Origin of the sequence: Bartonella sp. AA126HLJHH, assembly GCF_042197425.1 — a bacterium.
GTDB lineage: Bacteria > Pseudomonadota > Alphaproteobacteria > Rhizobiales > Rhizobiaceae > Bartonella.
On the sequence record NZ_JBHIRU010000002.1, the window covers coordinates 196854 to 220113 of the forward strand.

Below are 23260 nucleotides of genomic sequence, written 5' to 3' on the forward strand. Positions count from 1 at the left end.
GCATGAATTGCTTTTGCCTATATTCTTCGGAGCTCTTTTGAAAAGAGAGCTTTGAGAGGTGAAGTTTAGTTCAAGGTTAGAAGTTATGAGACGTGTTGTTGTTACTGGTTTAGGGTTGGTATCTCCATTAGCTGGTAATACTGAATATAGTTGGAAACGACTTCTTGAAGGAAGAAGTGGTGTCCGACGTATCACAGAGTTTGATGTGTCAGATTTGCCATGCCAGATTGCTGCGCGTATCCCCTTAGGGGATGGAACAGAGGGGACTTATAATGCTGATTTGTATATGGAACCTAAAGAGCAACGTAAAGTTGATGCATTTATTGTTTATGCAATGGCTGCTGCTAACCAAGCGCTTGCAGATGCCGAATGGTTTCCTAAGAGTGATGAAGATCAGATTTGTACAGGTGTGTTAATTGGTTCGGGAATTGGGGGAGTTGAGGGTATTGTTGAAGCTGGTTATACGCTTCGTGATAAGGGCCCACGTCGTGTTTCTCCTTTTTTTATTCCAGGTCGTTTGATTAATCTTGCTTCTGGTTATGTGTCTATTCAATATGGTTTACGGGGGCCTAATCATTCTGTTGTAACGGCTTGTTCAACAGGGGCGCATGCGATTGGTGATGCGGCACGTTTGATTATGTTTGGTGATGCAGATGTCATGGTGGCAGGGGGAACCGAATCTCCAATAAATCGGATATCTCTTGCAGGTTTTGCAGCTTGTAGAGCTCTTTCTACTTGTCGCAATGATGATCCTGAACGGGCGTCACGTCCTTATGATACTGATCGTGATGGTTTTGTGATGGGGGAAGGAGCGGCAGTTGTTGTTTTAGAAGAGCTGGAACATGCCAAAAAACGAGGAGCGCGTATTTATGCTGAGGTTATTGGCTATGGTTTATCTGGTGACGCTTACCACATTACAGCGCCTTCAGAAAGTGGTGAAGGGGCTCAGCGTAGTATGATAGCTGCTCTTAAGCGTGCACAAGTGAATGTGAGTGAACTTGATTATATTAATGCTCATGGTACATCTACGATGGCTGATTCCATAGAGCTAGCGGCTGTTGAGCGTGTTTTAGGGAGTTATGCACCACAAGTTTCTATGTCATCAACGAAATCATCTATCGGGCATTTACTTGGTGCAGCCGGTGCTGCTGAGGCTATTTTTTCTATTTTAGCTATACGGGATAATATAGCCCCAGCGACACTTAATCTTGACAATCCATCGATTGAAACAAAAATCGATCTTGTACCACACAAACCGCGTGAACGAAAGATTGATACGATTCTTTCTAATTCTTTTGGATTTGGTGGGACAAATGCATCGTTGGTGATGCGACGTTTTAGGGGATAATAAGTATTTTTATTTAATTTTTGCTTTTGAGTTTTCTACTTTATTATAAGGTGAATGAGAAATTATAATATTATCCTTAATCGCTATTGAGGGGTTATGTCCGATGTGAAAAATGGAAATCATTAAAGGACGTAAGTGATTCCTCTTCGAATCATTTAGCAGATAGTTATGACATGTTAATACATAAAAAACGAAAGAAATCATCTATCGTCCGTAATCCGTTGGTCATTCTCGGTCATTTTTTTCTTATGCTGATTGTGATTATTCTTTTTGCCATAAGTATTCCTCTTTATATTGGAAAAAGTATTTTTGAAGAAAAGGGAAAAATTGAGGAAGAACAAATTGTTCTTATCCATCCTGGTACCGGAATTCGTGAAATTGCTTCATTGCTAGAAAAACATGGTTTCATTCGATCATCAGATATTTTTGTTTATGGGGTTGGTTATCACCAAAAAACAACGCATCTGAAGGCTGGTGAATATTTAATTCCAGCTCATGCTTCGATGCAGGATATTATGGATATTCTTGTGAAAGGAAAATCTATAGAGTATACATTTACAGTACCTGAAGGTTTAACGGTTCAGCAAGTTTTCGATCGATTAGCTGCGAATGAAATTTTGATTGGAGACCTTCCAAAAATTTTGCCTCCAGAAGGTTATTTAATGACGGATACTGTTCGTTTTATTCGGGGAACAACGCGTAAAGAGATTGTAAACAGGTTGCGTGAAGGACAGACAAAATTAATTCATGCTATATGGGCTACGCGTTCACCTGATTTACCCATTAAATCAATTGATGAATTTGTTATATTAGCCTCAATTGTTGAGAAAGAAACGGGAATTGCAGCAGAAAGACCAATGGTTGCTGCGGTATTTTATAACCGCCTTACAAAGCATATGCGTCTTCAATCGGATCCAACAGTAATTTATGGTCTCTTCGGAGGAAAAGGAAAACCATCCGGTCGTGCAATTTATCGTTCAGATCTTGAGAAGGAAACACCATATAATACTTATAAAATTAATGGTTTGCCCCCAACGGCTATTGCAAATCCAGGTCGAGATTCTTTAAAAGCGGTGGCACATCCACCAATCAGTGATGCACTTTATTTTGTTGCTGATGGTTCAGGAGGGCATGTTTTTTCTCGAACTTTAGAGGAACATAATATGAATGTTCGCAAGTGGCGAGAATTAAAGGCAAAACATTGAATTTATAGTGATAACACATCTTTTTGCATCGTAAATGAGAATCCCAAATATAGTAAAATTTTTCTATTTAAATTTTTTATGAGAATGATAAAAAATCATTTTCTTGTCTGTCACAAGTGGGTTGGCGTATGGATAAAAATATTTAAGAAAAAAGTGAATATACTGCTAATACCTTATCTCAAAAAAGAGCAAAATAACATTGAGAATTGCTAAGAAAACACATTGATTAGGGGAGAGGTTGAGATAATGTATAATTCAAATTTTGGAGAAACATTTATGAACAAAGTAGAGTGATGTAATGACAGTCTTTGAAAGTAAATTGAGTGCTATAAAAATAAATCAACGCCGCGGTTTTTTATTTATTCTCTCTTCGCCTTCAGGTGCTGGTAAATCAACAATTTCTCGATTACTTCTAAAAGAGGGACAATTAGAGCTTTCCGTAAGTATGACCACAAGGAAAAGGCGTCCTAGTGAAGTAGATGGGCTGCATTATTACTTTATTTCAAAGGAAGAGTTTGAATATAAGCGTGATAGGGATGAATTTATTGAGTGGGCAGAAGTTCACGGAAATTATTATGGCACTTTACGTGAAACTGTTGAAAACGCATTGAATGCTGGCCAAGATATGTTATTTGATATCGATTATCAAGGTACCGAGCAGCTGCAAAAAAAGATGCTAGGAGACACTGTATCTGTTTTTATTCTTCCACCATCAATGAAAGAGCTTGTTTCGCGTTTACATCGTCGAGCAGAAGATAGTCAAGATATCATCAATTTGCGATTGGAAAATGCACGAACGGAGTTAAAGCATTGGCTTTCTTATGATTATGTTGTGATTAACGAAGATTTAGATCAGTCTTTATCTTTTATTAAATCAATTTATTTAGCTGAAACCGTAAAACGTGAGCGTTGTTCTTATCTTGGCTCTTTTGTTGATGGGCTTATTGCTGAAAAAATCGATAAATGTTGTGATTAAAAAAGGTTTTATAACACAAAGTGCATTTTTTAGAGCACTAGATGCGCTAAAGTTACAAATTCAGAAATCGAGAGCGTTTCAGCACGGCGCGTTCCATCAATTCCAGCTTTTTCTAATAGCTCTTCACCTCCAAGTATTTTGAGATTTTGACGAAGCATTTTTCGTCTTTGTCCAAAGGCGGTTTTTGTGACGAGGCTTAGTTTTTGTGCAGAGCAGGCAAGAGGTTGTGTTCGCGGAATAATATGAACAACAGAAGACGTTACTTTAGGTATTGGTATGAAGGCTTGAGGGGGGACATCAAAAGCAATTTTAGCAGTGGTACGCCAGCCAGTTAGGACACTAAGACGTCCATAATGAGTAGATTGAGGTTTAGCTGTAATCCGTTTGGCAACTTCACGTTGAAACATCAATGTCATTGATTCATAAAAAGGAGGCCATGGTTCAGTTAAAAGCCAATTTAATAAGAGTTGTGTCCCAATATTATAGGGAAGATTTGCAATAATGCGCGGTTTTACAGGGCTTGTTTCAAAGAGTTTTGAGAAGTCTTGCTTCAGTGCATCATTACAAATAACTTTTAATTTTTTAGGATAGTGTTTTTCTATTTCTAAGAGAGCCGGTATGCAGCGCTCATCGCGTTCTATTGCTGTTACAATGGCACCCTTTGCTAGCAAGGCACGTGTGAGACCTCCAGGACCAGGACCAATTTCAAGAACAGGTTTTCCTTCTATATTGCCTGCTTGATGAGCAATTTTAGATGTTAAATTAAGATCAAAAAGAAAATTCTGCCCCAAAGATTTATGCGCTTGTAATCCATATATATCAATGACCTCACGCAGAGGAGGGAGATTATCTATTGGCATGGGTTTAAACTATTTTTTGCAAGTTGATTTGCAAGTTTAAGAGCAGCAATAAAGCTTTCGGGAGAGGCTATCCCTTTATCAGCAATGTCAAAAGCAGTTCCGTGATCTGGAGACGTGCGAATAAAAGGTAGACCTAACGTGACATTAACAGTGCTATCAAAGTCTAATGTCTTAACAGGGATAAGGGCTTGATCATGATACATACAAATGGCAACGTCATATGCTTTTCTTGCGCATTCATGGAACATTGTGTCGGCAGGCAGCGGGCCTGCAATATTGAGTCCTTTCTTTTTAAGATATTCAATAGCAGGAGTGATAATTTCAATATCTTCTTTTCCCATTGCACCTCCTTCTCCAGCATGAGGATTAAGACCAGCAACAGCTAGTCGGGGTGACGTTATTTTAAACCTTGTTTTTAAGTCATATTCAGTAATAAGTACCGTTTGAATAATTAAATCACGGGTAAGCTGTGAAGGAACATTTTTAAATGGAATATGAACAGTTATTGGTACTGTTTTTAATCGAGGTCCTGCTAACATCATAACTGGATGATAACATTTATGAAAAGCTTTATGGGCTAAATCGGCTAAAAATTCTGTATGACCTGGAAATCGAAAACCGGCATCATAAAGACTCTTTTTTGCAATAGGACAAGTGATAAGTGCACATGCATGGCCATTTTGAATCAATTGAACACAGCGTTTAATTGCTTCAATAATTCCAGCTGTATTTTTCGATGAAGGTATACCTAATTGATCACTTTGTTTGTTTTTTAACGGTATGATAGGAAGAGCTTTTTGAAAATTTTTTGCAGGATTATTGATTAAAACAGATTGCACCTCAACATCAATCTGTAAAAAACGAGCGCGCGAACGAATAACATCTGGATCAGCAAGAAGTACAAAAGGTGGAATTTGGCGCGTAACACGCAAATTCCACGCTTTTAGTACTATTTCAGGACCAATTCCGGCAGGATCACCACCGCTAACAATAAGAGCAGCCATTATGAATTTTGAATGCGTGCCACTCGGCGCAGTTCTCCTAAATATTTGTCGCTTAATTCTTCAAGTTTTTGCGGGCTTCTTTTTTTACTATCTTGAAGAGAAAATATCAGTCGAGCGACATAATCATCAGAAACTCTTTTTATTTTGCAGACAGCAATTGCTTCGATTCCATCAGATGTTTCTTGTAATTTTGTCATTTTTCCAGCAGGCGTTTCAAGAATAGCTTGTTCCCATGCATTAGGAAGTTGTGGCTCCAGAAACTTTCCTAAGTGGCGGATAGTAACGTCTAAAATACCTCTTGCTTGATTGTGAGCATTGGCACATCCACGGAAATGTGCGCGAAAATTACTTGCTTCTCTTTGACGTCTTTCAAAGATCTCTGAACGACGATGTGCAGGAATGACAAAAACAATTCGCTGTAATGTATATTCGTTGGTTGAAGGTTTTACACCACCATTTTTTAATATTCTGCGTACAGCTTCTTGTTCGCTAATCATACCTGTTTCAGCTTGATAGCGTGCGCTAACAAGACGCCCCCATCCTATTTGTCCACGGATGTAATCTTTAAAGTGTTGCACTGTGATCTCAGTTTGGATCAGAATCTGGTTGAGCTGATCAATCGTCATATTATTTTGTGTCGCAAAATTCTCAAAAGCTCTATCAACTTCATCATTGCTTACTTCAATATTACGACGTTTTATTTCAATATTTTTTAGCTTTTCATCAATAAGCTCTTTTTTAGCCTGTGCCACCAAATTGCCTTGCTTTTGTTGTAGCCTGAGAAAAGCAAGGCGTCTTTGTATATCATAATTTGTGATGGGGTTGCCATTAACTGTAACAACAATAGAGGTCTGCGCAAAGACTGTCGGAATCAAAAATCCATTTATTAGCAGGCTACTTACGCTCAAAGATGCAATATAAAATAAAGCAAGAAAACGCTTTTTCAATTTATTCATGTAAATAGGCTTTCGCATTGTTTATTAATTCTCATCAACAACTTAAAATACACGCTTTCTTTCATAAAAACAATGATAAGTTAAATGACTGATACATTCCCTTTATAAATTAATCTATCTTTTTTCCGATATCTGCAATCGTACGCAATGAAAGAGAGAAATTAAAGTTTTGCAAGGGTGCTTTCCTGCCTGGATTCGTTACCTGTTGATAACCGAATGTTAACCCGAAACATTCATCCATATAACTCAAGCTAATTCCTCGCTTTATAAATGTACCAGATACTAAATCATAACCGGCGTTGCTATTAATGGACCAATAATCTGCTAATTTAAGTCCTGTTTGAAAAGAAATTTCTTGGCGCTCTTGAGAATATTCATAATCTGGTTGCTTTGCGATATAGGCATATTGTAGAGCCGCCCAAAAATTTTGCCATTTTTGTGATGCTTCGATTTCACTACGGCGGATTTTTCCTGTTTTTTTGTCAAAGCGTCCACGCGTTTCTAAGGAAAAACCACTTTTATGGGTTGTACCAAACATTGCAACATAGTCTGAACGTTTTGCCTCTAAGCTAGAATGAGTACCGACATTGATAAAGTCCTTGTCTGCAAAAGAATTCTTTCCTGCTAGATGGAAGGATTGTCCAATGAGACCATAAAGAGACCAATTATCATTAAGGCTTCCAGAATATCTTATACCTATATTGGCTCTTGTACCACCTTCTACACGATCATAACCAGAAAATTTGTCTCGTTGAAAGAGAGTGGTTGCATCAAAGACAAAGCTTTGAGCATCTTCATTAGGAATTTGTCCAATATATTGTTCATTATTGCGTATAAAAATTTGTGCAGTTGGTTCTATAATATGTGTAGAATGATCAGCTGTAATGAGGAAGGGATAGCGTAGTTCCAATCCTGCTGTTGCCATGCCACGAATTGCTGAACCATGAATTGCGGATAAGGCATTGTTTTCTATAGAATCTGTGTGATTTTCGCTTGCATTGGTTGTAATGATATCAGCTCGTAGAGAGAGAAGAGGGGTTAAGATGAGTCCGTTGTGCGTGTTGAAGCGCTTTTTCCACTGAAGCTCGTTTGTTAAACGCAAACTATTTCCAGCCATACCAGAAAGTTTTACTGTGTTGAGAGGGTTTCCGTTCTGGTCGGGTGAACTGAAGTCAGCATGGCGACGATAAACTGATTGCATATTACTATGGAAGGTAAGCTCTCCATTATAAATGGGTTCATCTGGTGTGAAAAAATAATCGATGCGTGGTAAGACCCACGCTTGCCGAGAGTGACGTTCATAATGAGGATCATTCAATATTGAATCTTGAACTTTAAAATGATAAAAACGCATATCAAAATAATTTTTTCCTGCAAGACCATTCAGATAGATCTGAGAAAGTTGTGTAGGATTGTTATAGTTTTCAAGTTTATAGGCACGACTAAAATGCCGATCTGATTGTGCAAGAATATCCCATCCATAAGTCCAGTGTGAATTAATACGAAAATTCCCCTTTGTCGCCAGCATATAACGGTTTTTATGTTGGGCATCAATCGTATCATTATCAAATCTATGCGGTTTCATTTGATATATATGAGCAAAGCGAATGTTATAACGTCCCGTTTTTAAACGCTGACGCCATTCCCCTTCGGTTAAAAGCCCTTGTTGGGTATAAACCGTAGAAGAAAGGGTAAAATCATAATGGGGGGCGAGATTCCAGAAATAAGAATTCTTTATCCCCATACCGAGATAATCAGTATAAAAAAAATGAGGAGTAAGCAGACCGCTAGCACGCCTGACAGTTGGATCATAGATCTCAAAATTTGGAAATTTTATAATCGGTACACCAAAAACTTCAAAACTGCTATTTTCAAACCGAATTTTTTTGACGCTATTATTCCATATGATCTTTCTTGCTTTAATTTTCCATAGGACGTCTCTATCTGGTTTATAAGAGCAAGGTTCACAGGCTGTATAGGTTGCATTTTCAAAGACTGTTATGTGATTGTGTTTGCGTGTAGCATTTTGGGCTGAAAAGTGAACATTGTTGGCTGTATCAATACGTAGGGCGTTTACAAAACCCTCGCCAAGATCTTTGGTCATATCAATTTGGTTGGAATAAATTTTATTACCATCCTTTTGAGTAATTTCAACGTTCCCTTGTGCTATAAGCCGTCCTGTTTTTTGATTGTAAATAATTTTTTGAGCGACAACTTTATTGCCATCATATTTGATTTGGACATTACCGTGTGCAGAAACAGTGTTTTCATCACGATTGTAGATGAGTTCATCCGCAGAGAGCAAAAGAGGAGGTTCCAGATTTTGAATGCGACTTTGAGAAGGAGATTGAAGGCTTTGAGCGTGCGCACAATAAGACAAAGCACTTCCTAAAATAACCCCCACAACACTTTTAAAAGCGAGAGCACTTAATTTTGTTAAAATAGTTTTTTTAAGTGTTAATGCTTTCACTTAGCCATCCTCTTTATGAAGTAAAAAAGAGATTCCTAAGAATAACGCAATAACAACGGGTGTCCAAGCTGCAATAATTGGTGGAATATATCCAGCATTACCGAAAGCTTGAACAAGTACGGAAATAACATAAAGCATAAACCCAGCTATTACGCCACCAAGAATCAACATTCTAGATTGCCCAAAACGTGTAAAATTTAAAGATACAGTTGCTGCAATGAGGGTCATTGCCACAAGCAATGCCGGTAATGCAATCAAAGATTGGAAATACATATCAAAATTATTAGCAGAATAGCCAAATGAACGTGCAATCATAATTTTTTTTGGCAATTGGTAAAATGGAATAGTTGCGGGATTCACTAAACGTTCCGTTAAAAATTCAGGTTTTAGATTGGTTTTTATTTGCAACACGGTAAATTTTTCAGGAGGATGCCCTATTTTATAGATTGTTCCATTTGTTAATAGCCAAAATCCATTAGTCAAGGTTGCTTTTGGGGCGTTAATCCAATTTTTAACGGTTGCATTGTCATTGTATTGTACAAAGGTTGCATCGAGAAGAGAAAGTCCTTGATCGGTGATAGATTTGGCACCAATGGTTGTTCTGGCTAAATTTGTACGTTGTGTTAACCAGTGGATACTTGTATTGTGAAGAGGTGTTAGTACATTGTGATTGCGCCATTCAGTCATCTTTTTTTCTGCTTGAGAAAATCCCCATGCAGCAAGTGGATTAATGAGAAGAATTGAAAATAATCCCAAAAGAAAAGCTCCAAAACAAGCTGGCATAAGAAATTGCCATGCAGAAACACCGATTGAACGAGTTACTACAAGTTCAAGTTTTTTGTTGAGCGAGATAAGCGTTGCCATTGCAGAAAAGAGTGCAATGAAAGGGATAAGTTGTTGCATGATAAAAGGGATGCGTAAAGCAGAGAGGAAAAATGCATCTTTTGCTGTATAATGCGGAAGGGAAGATAGCCTACCAGAATTCTCTGTGAAATCGATTAAAAGAGCAAGAACAAAAATGCTTCCCCAGAAATAACAAGTTATTTTAAGATACCGTATAAAAAAATATCGTCCAAGTGTCCACCCAATCATGATATTTCATCCGAGGAATCTTGAGATTTTCGATGTTCAAATTTGTTCATTATTTTTTGAAAAGCGATTTGAAGTATCTCATTAACTTTTGTGGGAAGCCCAATTTTATGATTCGTTAAAAGCATAAAAAAGACAAATGCACTTGTTCCTATAGGTATAATATAAAGGAGAGGAACGTATGCAAGATCGCTTTTTGCCTTTTCTGCGAAAAAATATCCTATCCAATACACCAGAAAAGAAAGGGCAATTGCCGAGAGATTTGCGGAATGACGAGCTTGTCGATGGGAGCGTACATCCCCTGCCGCTGCTAATGCAATAAGTGAAAAAACAATAGGGTAGAGCCATTGTGTTAGTCTGCGGTGAAATTCAGCTTTATATTGGAGTGGTTTTCGTTGATAGTAGGGATCTTTTGGGTCAGGGTTTTGTAAATAAGAAAGAGACCGATCTTTTGGATAAAGAGTAGGTGTTTTATCACCGGGGATAAACTCTCCTAGGCTAAAAGTATATGAGCTAAATTGCACGATTGAAACACTGTTATTTTGATGATTGACTCTTTCTATTTCACCGTTATTGAGAACCAGAAAACTGCCGTTTTTATTGCTCACAATGGATGCGTCTGTTGCATAATAAAAAAGATCAGTCTTAGGATCACGCTGGTCGGCAATGAAAAGGCGTTCAAGTGTTCCATTTGGATTTCGTTCGCCAATTTCTATGTAAAGGTTATTGGCGAGTTTTTGGAAGCTCCCTTCACTAATGAATAGATTAATAAGATCAAAATGAGCGCTTGCTAGCATTTGTCGCATATGAAGACGCGCTTGAGGAACAACAAAATTAGCTATAGAAAAGGAGATACAGGATGCAACAATAGCAAGAAGAAGGATAGGTTTCCAAACAGTACTTTTAGGAAAACCAGAGGCATTGATGACAGCAAGTTCTGAGTCTTGATGCATTGCTGAGAGGATGGTTGTAATTGCGATGACTAATGCAAACGGAATGACAACAAAAATAACAGAAGGAACCAATGAGAGTGAAAATTGTAAGACTGTGAGGAGTGTTTGTTTACTTGTTGTGAGAAAGTTTATCCGTGCAAGAATTTGTATAGTCCAACTAACGCCCACTGCTGCAATCATGACAGAACTAAACAAAACAAGGACACGTTTCAGGATGTAGAACTCAATAATACGCATAAATTGGGGAAAATCCTCAGTTTTTAATTCGATAGCAAATATTCTTACTGCTTTCGGTTAAAATGTAATAAAGTTTGAAAAAATATCCTTTCATGAATTGGATATTTTTACCAAATAAATAATATAAAATTGCCTATGAGGTCCTCTTTAAATTTTCCGTACATTATATTTTATTTTCAACTATAGTCTACAAAGAATCTAGAAGAATCTAGAAAATAACTTAAAAAACTTTTTTATTAACGTTGAAGATAAAAATTTTTGTCTTTTAAAGACACGTGCAAAAAGATAATGCATCTCAATCAAAAAAGAGGATTTATATCTTGAACCGTTTCCTTTGTATTAGGGATATAGAAGTTTTTTTAAAAAGATGTTAGCTTTTTTATAAAGAATGATGAAGGCTTAAGAGATTGGATATTTTATTCTATCATTTGACGCAGTCAACGCTGAAGGATATTTTGCCGACGCTTGTGGAGCGTGCATTGGCTCGTTTTGGTAAAGTAACAATACAGTGTGTGAGTAAAGAACAACGCGATTCTATAGATATACATTTATGGGTTTATACTGATGAATCATTTATTGGACATGGAACGGAGTGTGATCAATATCCAAACGTTCAGCCTGTATTTCTTACGACAGGACAAGAAAATCCGAATGATTCAAAGATTCGTTTTCTCATAGAGGGAGCTGTTTGTTCGGATATTGATGCTTATCAACGGCTTGTCGTGATATTTGATGGTAGAAGTGAAGAGCAGTTGAATCTCGTTCGTGCACAGTGGAAAAAATATAAAATGGAAAATCATAATTTAACGTATTGGCAACAGACTGAAGATCGTCGCTGGGAAAAACAGGTTTAATGCGTCTTGTATCTATTGTTCTGATTTTTATAGGATTACTGGGAATAGTAAATCCTGCACTTTTTATTACGGAAGGCTCAGGGGGAGGGCGTTGGGTTTTTATTGTGATTTTTCTTTTAGGCATGTTAAATATATGGACTATAATTAAAAAAACGAAACGCCATAATGATAATTATTGATCGAATTTTGCTTGTTTTATGGGCTGTGATGTTGGCCTTCTTTTGCGTTTCATGGTTGGGGACAACGCATATCTTATCAGAAATGTTTGCTGTTTCTTATATAAGCAATATTGCAGATTTTTTATTTTTCTTTTTGAGTGCTTTGTTTGCAGGAATATTGTGGTGGAAAATACCTCAACCCCTGTCTTTAAAAACGAAACTGGCAGCATTTTTGCCGCCAGTCCTTATTTTATTCTTCATTATTATATTTTAGTTGGATATTTCATCATCTGTAAATCCGACGAAGCAAATCAGTGAAATAAAAGAAGCAAGAAGCAAATAATAACCGATATAAGATGTATCGAAATGTTGCACCAGATATTCTGCAATATAAGGCGCGAGAGATGCTCCTATAATAGCAGATAAATTGAAAGTAATAGAAGAACCGGTATATCGAATTGCTGTTGGGTATGGTGAAGCCAAAACAGCACCAAGAGGACTGTATATCATTCCCATGAGAGACAAACCGATAACAGACATTGCAAGGACTCCTATAACTCCAGAATTTAAGAAATAAGGAATTGCGAAAGAATAAATACCGGTGATGATTGTAATCCAAATCATCAAAGTTCTACGTCTAATACGGTCAGCGAGTCTTCCCGTGATGACAGTAAAAATCCCACAAAAAATAGCACCGACAATTTCGATTTGAAGAGCTTGATGAAATGGCAATTGCAAATGGTTTGTTGAATAGCTTAGCAAATATGTAGTAACCAAGTAAAACAAAACAAAAGTTGCCATACCAGAAAATATTCCAAGAAATAGGATTCGTGGACATTTTAAAAAGACATCTATGATAGGAACTTTGACATGTTTTTTACTTTCAAGAGTTTTTTTGAATTGAACAGTTTCATTGATTGAAAGACGGACCCATAATCCTATAATCATAAAAACAACTGAAGCAATAAAAGGAATACGCCATCCCCAGGCTAAAAGTTCTTCACGATCAAGGAAATGCAGCAGACCCAAATAAACAGCAATAGATAAAAACAAACCTATTGAAACGCCTAATTGGGGGAACATTGCATACCAGCCGCGCTTTTCTGGAGGGGCATTTTCTGTAGCGAGCAAAACAGCTCCTCCCCATTCTCCTCCTAATCCAATTCCCTGTCCAATACGGCACAAGGTTAAGAGGAAAGGGGCAAACCACCCAGCTATTTCATAAGTAGGAAGAAAACCAATAATGACTGTTGAAAGACCCATTGTGAGAAGAGAAGCGATAAGTGTTGCTTTTCTTCCAATTTTATCTCCAAAATGTCCAAAAACAACTGATCCAAAAGGGCGGGCAAAAAAGGCTGCTCCAAATATTAGGAAAGATTGTAAAATGGCAATTTGATCATTTTGTGTTGGAAAAAACACATGAGGAAATATAAGAGCTGCGGCAGTGCCAAAGACATAAAAATCAAAGAATTCAATTGTTGGGCCAATAAGGCTTGCAAATAAAATCCGACGAGGGGAGTTTCTGTTGCTTGTAGCTTTCATTTCTGAGTTTATAGACATGAATAGAATGTCCCTTTCAGTATATGACAAATCAAATGACGAGTTAACTGACTATAACTATAGAAATTTCAAATCAGTGTCGAGTCAATATTATGACACTTCGTTATATATTAGAACAATGATTATGGGCTGATGAGTATGAATAAGTGCTCTATATATTATCCAAATTGAATAAGATAAAGACACTGCTTTAAATGCTGTAGAAGATGGCAATAGATGGCTATAAACGCAGCTCTCATTCACATTGCTGTGTCCTTTAAAGTTTAATGCCATTTTTATCTATTAAGGGATCAATCTTATTCGTAGATCAGTGTTTAGTGTCTCAAAATATTAAAAATATTTTTCATGGATGCAATTATAACACTTTTAAAGTGTATCTAAAAAATTAAATCTTTTAGTTGTGCATGCATTTTAAAACACATGGTGTATATTTGATCTGTCAAAGCTTAATCCATCGAATGCTTTGCTGTCTTAAAAGACATGAGGTTGAGCAATTACGTTGTGTTGTTTTGGTCTATGCACTTTTTTCTAAATGGGAGAATTTAAATTTAAAATTATGGAGTGTAAATAATGCAACGCAAATTGAAATTAAGTTTTTGTGCGTTAATGGTCAGTGGTTTTTTTGTCAAGATTGCGAGTGCATATGGAGTAGCTACACCAAGAGAAAAGTTATTAACACCAGTAAGTATCAGTGAACACCTAGAAGAGACAAGAAAGTTGTTATCGGAAGTGAGGGGACTAAAAGAAAAAAAGGGGGGATCAAAAAAGATAGAGAATAAACAGACAGCAGAAGGAAGTGATCTTTCAGAAGAGGAAAGGAAGAGATTAGAAAAGCTATTCTTTGAAGTACTCCCAAATTCAATAATAAGCGATGGTGCTACGATCTATATTACTAACCGTGACTCTGAAGGTTCTGAAATAAATAGCTTTAACTATAAAGATGCAGCTTATTCCATTAATAATACGGTTAGAGAAGGGGGAAAACTCTACATTGATGCAGCAAGTGTTAGCAGGGATACGACAATTGAGCATGGTGGGATTGAGTTTGTCCAAAACTTGAGCAGTTCGGAATATGCCGCTGTTAAAAAAGGGGGAAAACAAATTGTTGAGAGTGGTGCAAATGCAGAAGGGGCTCAAATCCATGGCGGTGAGCAGATTATTTTTGGTAAGGGGTTTCTTGGGGATGGTTTGTCGCGTGAAGATAAGGCAAGTAGTGCTTATGGCACTGAAATTCATGCTGCAGATGGAATGCTAGGAATACAAAGTGTCTATAGTGGGGGGATGGCTGTTGACACAAAGATTATGAAAGGTGGTGTCCAGAATCTTGATGGTAAAGAGAATTTTCATAACGGTTTCTCAGAAGATGCTGATACAGCCGATATAAAAGATGAAGATTTTACAATTAATGAGGGGGCTTTTGCACTGAGTACCGAACTTTTTAAAAATGGTATGCAGAATATCTTTGCAGGAGGGAATGCGAGCGAAGTTACTTTATACGATAGAGCTACTCAGAAGATATATGATTCTGGATACGTGGATAATCTAACAATTAATCATCAAGCACAATCATGGGTTTTTGCCGGTGCGATATTAGATAAGGATACAAATGTTAATGATTTTGGCAACCTCTATCTCTATGCTGGAAATGGTGAAGCTGTTACGGAAGTAGAAAATCTTAATTTAAATGGAGAAGATAGCAAACTATACATTATTGCGTCTGAAGATAACGGCAAAAAAACTGAGATTAATGTTAAGAATTTAAAAGGAAATGGGAGAGTTATTTTTACGTCTTTAGGGACTAATAAGCATTATTCACAGCTTAATATCGATGATCTTTCAGGTTCTTTACATTTCGATTTTAATGTCAATTTTGCCAAGCAGCTTAGTGATTATCTTGTGATTAAAAAAAGGGGCTCTGGTTCTCACACAATAAGTGTGGCTGATTCTGGGCGTGAAATTACAAATTCTTCTTACAAAAAGCTTAAATTAATTACTGATCGCAGCGGAAATGCCCATTTTACTCTGACAAACACTTTTGGTGAAAAAATCGGAACTGTTGATGCCGGAACCTATCGGTACAGTTTGAAACATAGAAACAATAAGGGTACTGGTAAAATTTGGTACTTAGATGCAAACCACACCATTGATGAGACAACTTCTCAAGTTTTTGATAGTGTATTGAAACCATATACTGGTTCATCAAGTGATTTACTTACAGAACTCACAATTGATCAAGGAACAACTATTTCTATTGCAGATCCTAGCTTTGACACGAGTAGCAAGGAAGTTGATAGCAATGGAGAAACTTCAATTAGTAATACAGTTAAAGATGGTGGAAAGCTTTCCGTTTATAGCGGTGGTTTTAGCTTGTATACGACAATTCAAAGAGGTGGCACTGAGCTTATTAAAACACAGGGTCTTTCACAGGATACTATTGTTCATAAAGGTGGGCAACAAAAGGTTAAAGAGGGGGGAAAAGCTGAAGGGGCTAAAATTTACGGAGGTGAGCAATTTGTTTCAGGAAAGTCTGATATTAAAGGTGCGACGGTGAGGAGCAGCGCCTATGACACTATCGTTTCTGGTGAGAATGGAGTGCGAGGATATCAGAATGTGTATGGTGATGGAGAGGTTTTTAACACACAGATCATGGAAGGAGGGATACAAAATCTTTATGGAGAAGAGGATCTAGACGAGTATAGCAGTTTTGCCTTTGATACGAAGGTCTTTTCTGGTGGACAGCAACATGTTTTAGCGGGAGGAATCGCGATTGGCGTTCTTTTAGAAGGGACTGCTTTTCAGGCAATAGATTTAGGAGGTTATGTAAAAGATTTAACCGTTAAGGATCAAGCACAATCATGGTTACATGGTGGCGCAACATTGGAAGGAAAGACAACGGTTAATGATTCTGGACGGATTTATCTTTATGCTGGTGCAGAGCAATCTCGTACTGAAGTAGAAAAAATTGTCTTAAATGGCAGAGATACAAAATTGTACGCGATTGCCTCTAATATAGATGGTGAAAGTTCTTTGATTGAGAATCTGAGTGGGAATGGTCGTGTTATTTTTACTTCTACCGTGTTTAATCCACATTACTCTAAACTTGAGATCAATGATCTTTCAGGGAGTTTACATTTTAGGTTGCATACTAATTTTGCAGAACAGCGCGGTGATTATCTTCTGATAAAACAAGGATCAGGTAATCACACCATAAGTGTTATCGATTCTGGTGTTGAAATTACCAATTCTCCTCTACAAGATCAGAATTTAGTTTTGGAGCTTGATTTAATTCATGTTCAAAGCGGAAATGCGCATTTTACTCTGACAGATTTTTCTGGTGAAGAGACGAGTACGATTGATGGTGGAGCTTACATGTATGGCTTAAAGACAAAAGATGATAATGGGGGAAAGACTTGGTCTTTGGCTACATCACAAATAACTTCTGCTCCTGTAATTCCTTCACCTCATGTGGAGTCGCCTATAGATAAGCTTCCTGAAAAAGAAGAAAATATGACATCGTCAAAAGATTTTAGTATCTCTGATGTAATTCATTACAGCATTGGGGAAGGAGGAGGAATTCTACAAAGCTCTTGGCTCGGTGATGATAACGTAGTTTATGTCTCTGATGATGGAGAGCAAGGTGTTCTTAAGAAGTCTATTAATAATACAATTCAGGGATCAGGAAGACTTTATGTTGAAGCTGGTGGTTTCAGTAAAAATACAACCATTGAAAATGGTGGTGTTGAGATTGTAGGGGAACAAGGGATTTCAGAATTTACGATTATTTACGAGGATGGAAAACAAAGAGTGGAGGGAGGAGGAACCGCATTGAGAGCTGAAATTTATGGTGGGGAGCAGCTTGTTTTCGGAGATGGTTATGTAAATGGTGGAATTGTGGGGAGCAGCGCTTATAACACGATACTGTATGGTCAAGGTGATACGCCAGGACAGCAGAATGTATATGATGATGGGATGGCTGTGGGAACAAAAGTGATGAGTGGAGGAATACAAACTCTTGCTAAATGGTTTCCTAATGATGATAACTTTGCAGAAAAAGCCGGCGGTTTAGCTGTAAATGCTGAAATCTTTTCAGAGGGTGTGCAGCGTGTTTTAGCAGGAGGTGAAGCAAATACAGTCATTTTACGCACTGGTGGTGTTCAAGAAGTCTATGCAGGTGGAATTGTAAAGAATCTAACGATTGAAGGTAATGCTAATTCATGGATTTCTCCTGGTGCAATATTAGGAGGAGAAATAAAAGTTCAGGATTTTGGTGGGCTCCATCTTGATGCTGGAGATAATGGTCAACAAACTATAGTAGAAAACATTGAATTAAACGGAGAAGACGCTCAATTATACTCCGTTGCTCGTGGGTTTGACGATAAAAGTACACGCATTCAGCAGTTAAGCGGTGTAGGAAAAGTCATTTTTACTTCTTCTGAAGATGATTTATATTACTCTCAGCTTTATATTGATAATCTAGCAGGGAGTCTACATTTTGACCTTAATGTTAGCCTTGCAGAAGGAAAAGGTGATTACCTCTTTATTGAGAATGGGAGTGGTTTTCATACAATAAGTGTCGTAGATTCTGGTATTGAAATTGTTGATCCTTCTTCAACAGAACTTGATTTAATTTTTGATCAAAGTGGAGGAGCACATTTTACCCTGAGAAGCTTTTCTGGTGCAAATGTTAAAACTATTGATGGCGGAACCTATACGTATGGTTTAAAACAGAGAATTGATGAGGGTGGGGGCGAAAAAGTTTGGTATTTATCTGCAGCATTTATTGATAATGTTTCATTTCTCAACAGTTTACCACGTAGTAGAAGCAGATCTGTGCGGCATTTAAATCAAAATCAATCGGTTTCTTCTCTTTCAACGATTGCAGCACCACAAGCGCATGTTATAAAATTGCCACGTCGAAGAGAGAACTGCCAAAACTTAAGGCAAAAATCTCAGGCTTCTGTATCTCCAACTGTTTTCTCTCTTGGAAGTCACGTTATTGAAGTTTTAGGTTCAGGAAGTTCTCATCCTCTTTCTGATGAAAAACAACAAACTGCTGTTTCAACCTCTTCTCAATCTTTAGCCGATCAAATGATTTTACGTCCAGTTCATAAAGAACAACCTTTGCCACAATTTAGTGAGAAACTTTCAGTTTCTCACTTTTTGACCACTCCCTCTACAGATGCGGTATTGTCTATGTCTGTGGCTCCAGTGATGGTTTTTCACAATGAAATGCAAACCGTACGTGCGGGAAGAGGAGTTCTAGATAAAAGTAAAAAGAATGCAGCTTTATGGACTTATGCGATTAAATCTAAAGAGAGCATTGCGACAGAGCATATAGATTTTAAACTGGATCAGACCGGTATCGTTTTGGGGATCAATGGTTTAGGCGAGTGGGAAAATGGAGAGTTTTATATAGGTGGTTTTGGCAGTTATGATCGTGCCCGTGTTGCGCATGCACGGGGGGGTAACAGTGGAATCAATACTTATGGTATTGGCGCTTATGTCACTTATTTTGATCATAGTGGATGGTATCTCGATGGTATTTTAAAATACAATCATTATCAAAATACTCTAAAAGCCGTATCAACGAATGGTTTAGAGATTGAAGGAACATATACTCAAAGGGCATTGGGAACTTCCTTTGAAGCTGGTTATCGACTTAAGACGTCAAAGAACAGTTGGTTACAGCCTTATGGACAATTTACATGGTTACAAGTTGAGGGTAAAGAAATCAAGTTATCGAATGATATGACAGGTGACATGCGTCCATTCACTTCATTACGCAGTGAGGTTGGCTTATCTTTAGGGTATGAATTTGGTTCACACATGGATTCCTCATCGCTTGCGTATATTACAGCAGCATGGTTGCGTGAGAATAAAGATGACAATCAAACGTTAATTAATCAACGTCATCCATTTACCACGGACTTATCGGGCAATGCAGGTAAGTTAGGATTAGGTTTAAGCAGTTTTGTGAGTGAGAAGTTAAAGTTATATGGTGAGGCCCATTATGTTAAAGGACATAAAACAAAACAGTCCTTTCAGGGTATTTTAGGTGTACGCTATAGTTTCTAACGATATGGTTATTTTTTAGTTATCTTTAAATGTATGATTAGTTTTTTTAAGTTTTTAATGCAGCATCAGAGAACAATTTTTCAGAGCACGCAGCTTCGTTGTTCATGATAAACTGTATACCCTTATATACTTGATTATGCATTACTTTTTTTTGATAAGAAAATTCTGAGGAAATGCTAAAGAAGCACTATAAAAACGCCCTTATATTCTTGATCAAAAAAGTATTAAAAAAACTGTAAAGAACGGTTTTTTATGAAATAAGGAGGATTTTTAAGAAGGATTGTTGCAATCTAAGGTTGAAAATATGTTTTGTAGAGCTAATTACGTTCAGTGTCTATGCAGGCGTGAAGGGGGGAGGATATGGCTCTACAATATAAATGGAAACGACATTGTTGGATACTCATGTTGAGCAGCTGTTTTGTGCAAGCTGCTGCTGCAAATGAGGGAAGAGCAGCACTTTTTTGTCAATCTTCAAGTTATGAAAATGATAAGGTATTTCACGATCAATACAATGAGGATATGAAAACAGGCAGATGCATACTTGGAGCCTCTCATGATGTCATGATAAGAACGCGCAATGAATTAGACTTTTTGAAAAAGCCTAGCGATTTTATCATGGATAAGGGTGCTAGAGTGTTTGCGAGTCAACAGGAGCTTGACAGCAGTCATCGTGACAATGCTGGATATAATGCACAAGAACAAAATACTGCGTTTCTTAAAAAGCCTGAACTTATTTCCATTAAAGATGGGGCAATATTAGAAAATTATATCCTTGATAATGAAGGTAAAGCATACATTTCAAATGATGGTGAGATTGATAGTCCAGGGCGATCCATTAATAACACTGTAAGGAATGGTGCAGAGCTTTATGTGTATGCAGGAGGACTCAGTGAGAATAGTAAAATTGAACATGGTGGAATTGAAAATGTTCAGGCTTTAAAGGGAAAACAAGGTTTTTCGAAAAATGCTGTTGTTAAAGAAGGCGGGCACCAAAGTGTTGGAAATGGAGGGAAAGTAGAGGGGACTAAAATTTATGGCGGTGAGCAGCTTGTTTTCGGCGAGGGGGATATTGGAGGAGAGATTAAAGGCAGTAGTGCTTCTCATACTATCATTTATGGTCAAGATGAAACACTAGGCCAACAAAAAGTATATGATGGCGGAAAAGTTTGGAATACAAAAGTTATGCAAGGGGGTGTCCAAGAGGTTGGACAAAAGTCTCAAAGTGCAAAAAATGGTGGTTTTGCATTTGACACAGAAGTTTTTGGTGGTGGTAAACAACGTATCTTAAAAGGCGGTCAGGCTATTGGAGTCACTTTAAATGAGAGTGCTATTCAGGAAATATATACTGATGGATCTGTAAAAAATCTAACAATGAATGATCAAACAAAATCATGGGTGTATGCTGGAGCAACATTAGAAGGCAAGACACAGGTAAACCATTCTGGGCAGATCCATCTTTATGCTGGAAATGATCAACAACGCACCACAGTAGAAGATATTATTTTAAATGGAAAAGATACAAAACTATACTCTATTACTGATGAGTTTGATGGAAAAAGTTCTTTGATACAAAAATTAAGTGGTGAAGGGAGTGTTATTTTTTCGTTTACAGGTTCTGATCCATATTATTCTCAGCTTCATGTGAATAATCTTTCAGGAAATTTACATTTCGCGTTCAATACTACGATTGCCCATAACCGTGGTGATTATCTCTTGGTTGAGAAAGGCGCTGGGAAACATACAATAAGTGTTGCTGATTCTGGAGTTGAAATCACGGATCCTTTTTCAAATAAGCGTGATTTAATTACGGATCAAAGTGGTGGAGCGCATTTTACGCTGACAGATCTTAAGGGTGAAAAAATTAACGCCATTGATGGTGGAACTTATATGTATGATTTGAAAGAAAGAAAGGATGAAAATGGAAAAGTTTGGTTTTTATCGGCAGACCGCCTCAATGGACCAGAACCTTCTATACCAGATCCGACAAATCCTTTTTTTCCTGGAGAAACATCAACAACCCCCTCTACAGATGCAGTGTTAACGTTGTCCGTAGTTCCTGGGCTTATTTTTAATAATGAGTTGCAAATTATACGGAATGGTAGAAAAATTTGGGACAGAAATAAGAAGGATATCGAACTATGGACTTATGGGATTAAGAGCAGAGAACGTGTTGCGACAGGCCATACACACTTTAAGCTTGGGCAGACAGGTTTAGTCTTTGGTGCTGATCAGTTGAGTGAATTAAGGCATGGAGAGTTGTATGTTGGTGGTTTCGGGAGTTATGATCAAGTACGTATTTCTCATGCACGAGGTGGTGATAGTGATCTGAGCTCTTATAGCATTGGAACTTACGCAACTTATTTTGATCATCGTGGATGGTATATGGATGGTGTTTTGAAATATAATTATTACCAGGATGATTTGAAAGCCATCTCAACGAATGGTTTAGCCATTCAAAGTCATTACAATCAGTGGGCGATAGGTGGATCATTTGAGATTGGCTGTTATTTTGAACCGGCACAGAATACTTGGATGCAGCCTTATATCAAGCTAACAGGTTTGCAGGTTGAAGGTAAAAGAATAAAACTTTCCAATGGAATGATAGGTGATCTAAGCCCGTTAACTTCATTCCGCAGTGAAGTTGGATTGACTGCAGGACATGAATTTTTTGTGAGTTCAGAAACTTCATTAACAGCTTACATTATGGCAGCTTGGTTGCGTGAGAATATAAATAATAATTATACGACAATTAATAACCAGTATAAATTTATTACAGATTTATCAGGCAGTGCGGGTAAATTGGGAATTGGTTTAAACGGTTCGGTCAATGATAAACTAACACTTTATGCGGAAGCACATTATCTAAAAGGACATAAGATTAAGAATGCTCTTCAAGGTATTTTAGGATTACGCTATAGTTTCTAAATATGTGTGCATGGCTGATTAACTTTACAAATGTAATTGTTTTGCAAACTTAAACAGATAACGTTCGGCTATGTCTTCTCGAGAGTTTAAGGACTTTCTCAAATAGTAGAAATGTCTTTATACTCTCTCTTTTAAAGGCAACATACTGAATTTATAATAATAATTCATTTTTATGCATGTTGAATGAGAGTCGCGAAAATCATAGGATTCTCTCATTCCAAATCTGTTTATGTTGAATCAATCAAAACCATTTTCTTGCACGTCACAAGCAGGCAAGCCTGCGTGGATAAAAATTGTACAAGAAAGAACTAAAAATACCTCTTATTAAACTGCCTCAAGTACCAAAGGGTGTCGCGTTGCAACATTTTAGGGCTGGAAAAGTGTGTGATGGTACCGGTTTGCTTACGCCATAAGCGTATGGGGGTTCAATGGCTTTACCGGTATACCATTCATGGATGACGTCGCGAAATGGGCTTGGGTGCGTTGAGAGATATCTCTTTAAAACAAGTGTGTGAATGTACAACCCAATGGCGTTTTGTTTTACGTGAAGAGGGGCCCCATTAAAGGGCACGAGCATTTTTTTCATCTAT

The 23260-nt window shown here is 37.4% G+C and carries 14 protein-coding genes and 2 pseudogenes; 9 read left to right on the forward strand and 7 right to left on the reverse strand.

Features of this window, described 5'->3' with window-relative positions; all coding sequences use genetic code 11:
- The first annotated feature begins 85 nt into the window (after positions 1-85).
- The 3 genes and pseudogenes from fabF (at position 86) to gmk (ending at position 3529) form a co-directional block, all read left to right on the forward strand.
- Positions 86-1348, forward strand: a complete 1263-nt coding sequence (fabF, locus tag ACFIQC_RS02075) for a beta-ketoacyl-ACP synthase II (RefSeq protein ID WP_375622331.1) — start codon at positions 86-88, stop codon at positions 1346-1348.
- A 96-nt stretch (positions 1349-1444) separates the two neighbouring features.
- Positions 1445-2553 (forward strand): annotated as a pseudogene (gene mltG / locus ACFIQC_RS02080) (endolytic transglycosylase MltG).
- Positions 2554-2851: 298 nt separating this feature from the next.
- On the forward strand, positions 2852-3529 hold the full coding sequence (gene gmk / locus ACFIQC_RS02085) for a guanylate kinase (protein ID WP_375620736.1): 678 nt from the start codon (positions 2852-2854) through the stop codon (positions 3527-3529).
- A 29-nt stretch (positions 3530-3558) separates the two neighbouring features.
- Here the strand turns inward: gmk and rsmA are convergent, their stop codons facing one another.
- The 6 genes from rsmA to lptF form a co-directional block, all read right to left on the reverse strand.
- Entirely contained in the window at positions 3559-4389 is an 831-nt protein-coding gene (rsmA, locus tag ACFIQC_RS02090) for a 16S rRNA (adenine(1518)-N(6)/adenine(1519)-N(6))-dimethyltransferase RsmA (protein WP_375631726.1), read from the reverse strand.
- Positions 4380-5393 (reverse strand): 4-hydroxythreonine-4-phosphate dehydrogenase PdxA, encoded by a 1014-nt coding sequence (pdxA, locus tag ACFIQC_RS02095; protein WP_375620738.1) that lies wholly within the window; start codon positions 5391-5393, stop codon positions 4380-4382. Before pdxA ends, rsmA begins: the two co-directional genes overlap by 10 nt.
- The gene (locus tag ACFIQC_RS02100; protein ID WP_375620739.1) at positions 5393-6349 is read right to left on the reverse strand and encodes a SurA N-terminal domain-containing protein; all 957 of its coding nucleotides are present in this window, start codon (positions 6347-6349) and stop codon (positions 5393-5395) included. The genes pdxA and ACFIQC_RS02100 overlap by 1 nt, the downstream gene beginning before the upstream one ends.
- A 109-nt stretch (positions 6350-6458) precedes the next feature.
- Complete coding sequence (locus tag ACFIQC_RS02105) at positions 6459-8819, reverse strand: LPS-assembly protein LptD (protein ID WP_375706670.1); 2361 nt, start codon at positions 8817-8819, stop codon at positions 6459-6461.
- Entirely contained in the window at positions 8820-9911 is a 1092-nt protein-coding gene (gene lptG / locus ACFIQC_RS02110; RefSeq protein ID WP_375706671.1) for an LPS export ABC transporter permease LptG, read from the reverse strand. It abuts the gene before it with no gap.
- A complete protein-coding gene (lptF, locus tag ACFIQC_RS02115) occupies positions 9908-11098 on the reverse strand; it encodes an LPS export ABC transporter permease LptF (RefSeq protein ID WP_375706672.1) in 1191 nt (396 codons plus the stop codon). The genes lptG and lptF overlap by 4 nt, the downstream gene beginning before the upstream one ends.
- 407 nt (positions 11099-11505) lie before the next feature.
- On the opposite strand from lptF, the gene ACFIQC_RS02120 reads away from it, so the two are divergent.
- Genes ACFIQC_RS02120 through ACFIQC_RS02130 form a run of 3 tightly spaced genes read left to right on the forward strand, consistent with a single transcriptional unit; the run spans position 11506 to position 12384 of the window.
- A complete protein-coding gene (locus tag ACFIQC_RS02120; protein WP_375620743.1) occupies positions 11506-11952 on the forward strand; it encodes a DNA polymerase III subunit chi in 447 nt (148 codons plus the stop codon).
- The gene (locus ACFIQC_RS02125; RefSeq protein ID WP_375611245.1) at positions 11952-12131 is read left to right on the forward strand and encodes a hypothetical protein; all 180 of its coding nucleotides are present in this window, start codon (positions 11952-11954) and stop codon (positions 12129-12131) included. Before ACFIQC_RS02120 ends, ACFIQC_RS02125 begins: the two co-directional genes overlap by 1 nt.
- Positions 12118-12384 (forward strand): hypothetical protein, encoded by a 267-nt coding sequence (locus tag ACFIQC_RS02130; RefSeq protein ID WP_375620744.1) that lies wholly within the window; start codon positions 12118-12120, stop codon positions 12382-12384. Before ACFIQC_RS02125 ends, ACFIQC_RS02130 begins: the two co-directional genes overlap by 14 nt.
- On the opposite strand, the gene ACFIQC_RS02135 is transcribed toward ACFIQC_RS02130, so the two are convergent.
- Positions 12381-13670 (reverse strand): MFS transporter, encoded by a 1290-nt coding sequence (locus ACFIQC_RS02135; protein ID WP_375620745.1) that lies wholly within the window; start codon positions 13668-13670, stop codon positions 12381-12383. The genes ACFIQC_RS02130 and ACFIQC_RS02135 overlap by 4 nt on opposite strands.
- Positions 13671-14240: 570 nt before the next feature.
- Between ACFIQC_RS02135 and bafA (ACFIQC_RS02140) the strand changes: the two genes are divergently transcribed.
- The 3 genes and pseudogenes from bafA (ACFIQC_RS02140) to ACFIQC_RS02150 form a co-directional block, all read left to right on the forward strand.
- Positions 14241-19745 carry a BafA family autotransporter gene (bafA, locus tag ACFIQC_RS02140; RefSeq protein WP_375706673.1) on the forward strand — a complete coding sequence of 1835 codons (5505 nt, stop codon included), beginning with the start codon at positions 14241-14243 and terminating at the stop codon, positions 19743-19745.
- A 360-nt stretch (positions 19746-20105) separates the two neighbouring features.
- Positions 20106-22670 (forward strand): BafA family autotransporter, encoded by a 2565-nt coding sequence (bafA, locus tag ACFIQC_RS02145; protein WP_375611249.1) that lies wholly within the window; start codon positions 20106-20108, stop codon positions 22668-22670.
- A 323-nt stretch (positions 22671-22993) separates the two neighbouring features.
- Positions 22994-23219, forward strand: a pseudogene (locus ACFIQC_RS02150) (hypothetical protein); the annotation flags it as partial.
- Positions 23220-23260: the final 41 nt, after the last annotated feature.

What these genes read in the sequence shown, in the direction of transcription:
- fabF (WP_375622331.1), top strand. Translation starts at nt 86, where the DNA reads ATGAGACGTGTTGTTGTTACTGGTTTAGGGTTGGTATCTCCATTAGCT.
- gmk (WP_375620736.1), top strand. Translation starts at nt 2,852, where the DNA reads ATGACAGTCTTTGAAAGTAAATTGAGTGCTATAAAAATAAATCAACGC.
- rsmA (WP_375631726.1), bottom strand. Translation starts at nt 4,389, where the DNA reads ATGCCAATAGATAATCTCCCTCCTCTGCGTGAGGTCATTGATATATAT.
- pdxA (WP_375620738.1), bottom strand. Translation starts at nt 5,393, where the DNA reads ATGGCTGCTCTTATTGTTAGCGGTGGTGATCCTGCCGGAATTGGTCCT.
- ACFIQC_RS02100 (WP_375620739.1), bottom strand. Translation starts at nt 6,349, where the DNA reads ATGAATAAATTGAAAAAGCGTTTTCTTGCTTTATTTTATATTGCATCT.
- lptG (WP_375706671.1), bottom strand. Translation starts at nt 9,911, where the DNA reads ATGATTGGGTGGACACTTGGACGATATTTTTTTATACGGTATCTTAAA.
- lptF (WP_375706672.1), bottom strand. Translation starts at nt 11,098, where the DNA reads ATGCGTATTATTGAGTTCTACATCCTGAAACGTGTCCTTGTTTTGTTT.
- ACFIQC_RS02125 (WP_375611245.1), top strand. Translation starts at nt 11,952, where the DNA reads ATGCGTCTTGTATCTATTGTTCTGATTTTTATAGGATTACTGGGAATA.
- ACFIQC_RS02130 (WP_375620744.1), top strand. Translation starts at nt 12,118, where the DNA reads ATGATAATTATTGATCGAATTTTGCTTGTTTTATGGGCTGTGATGTTG.
- ACFIQC_RS02135 (WP_375620745.1), bottom strand. Translation starts at nt 13,670, where the DNA reads ATGTCTATAAACTCAGAAATGAAAGCTACAAGCAACAGAAACTCCCCT.
- bafA (WP_375706673.1), top strand. Translation starts at nt 14,241, where the DNA reads ATGCAACGCAAATTGAAATTAAGTTTTTGTGCGTTAATGGTCAGTGGT.
- bafA (WP_375611249.1), top strand. Translation starts at nt 20,106, where the DNA reads ATGGCTCTACAATATAAATGGAAACGACATTGTTGGATACTCATGTTG.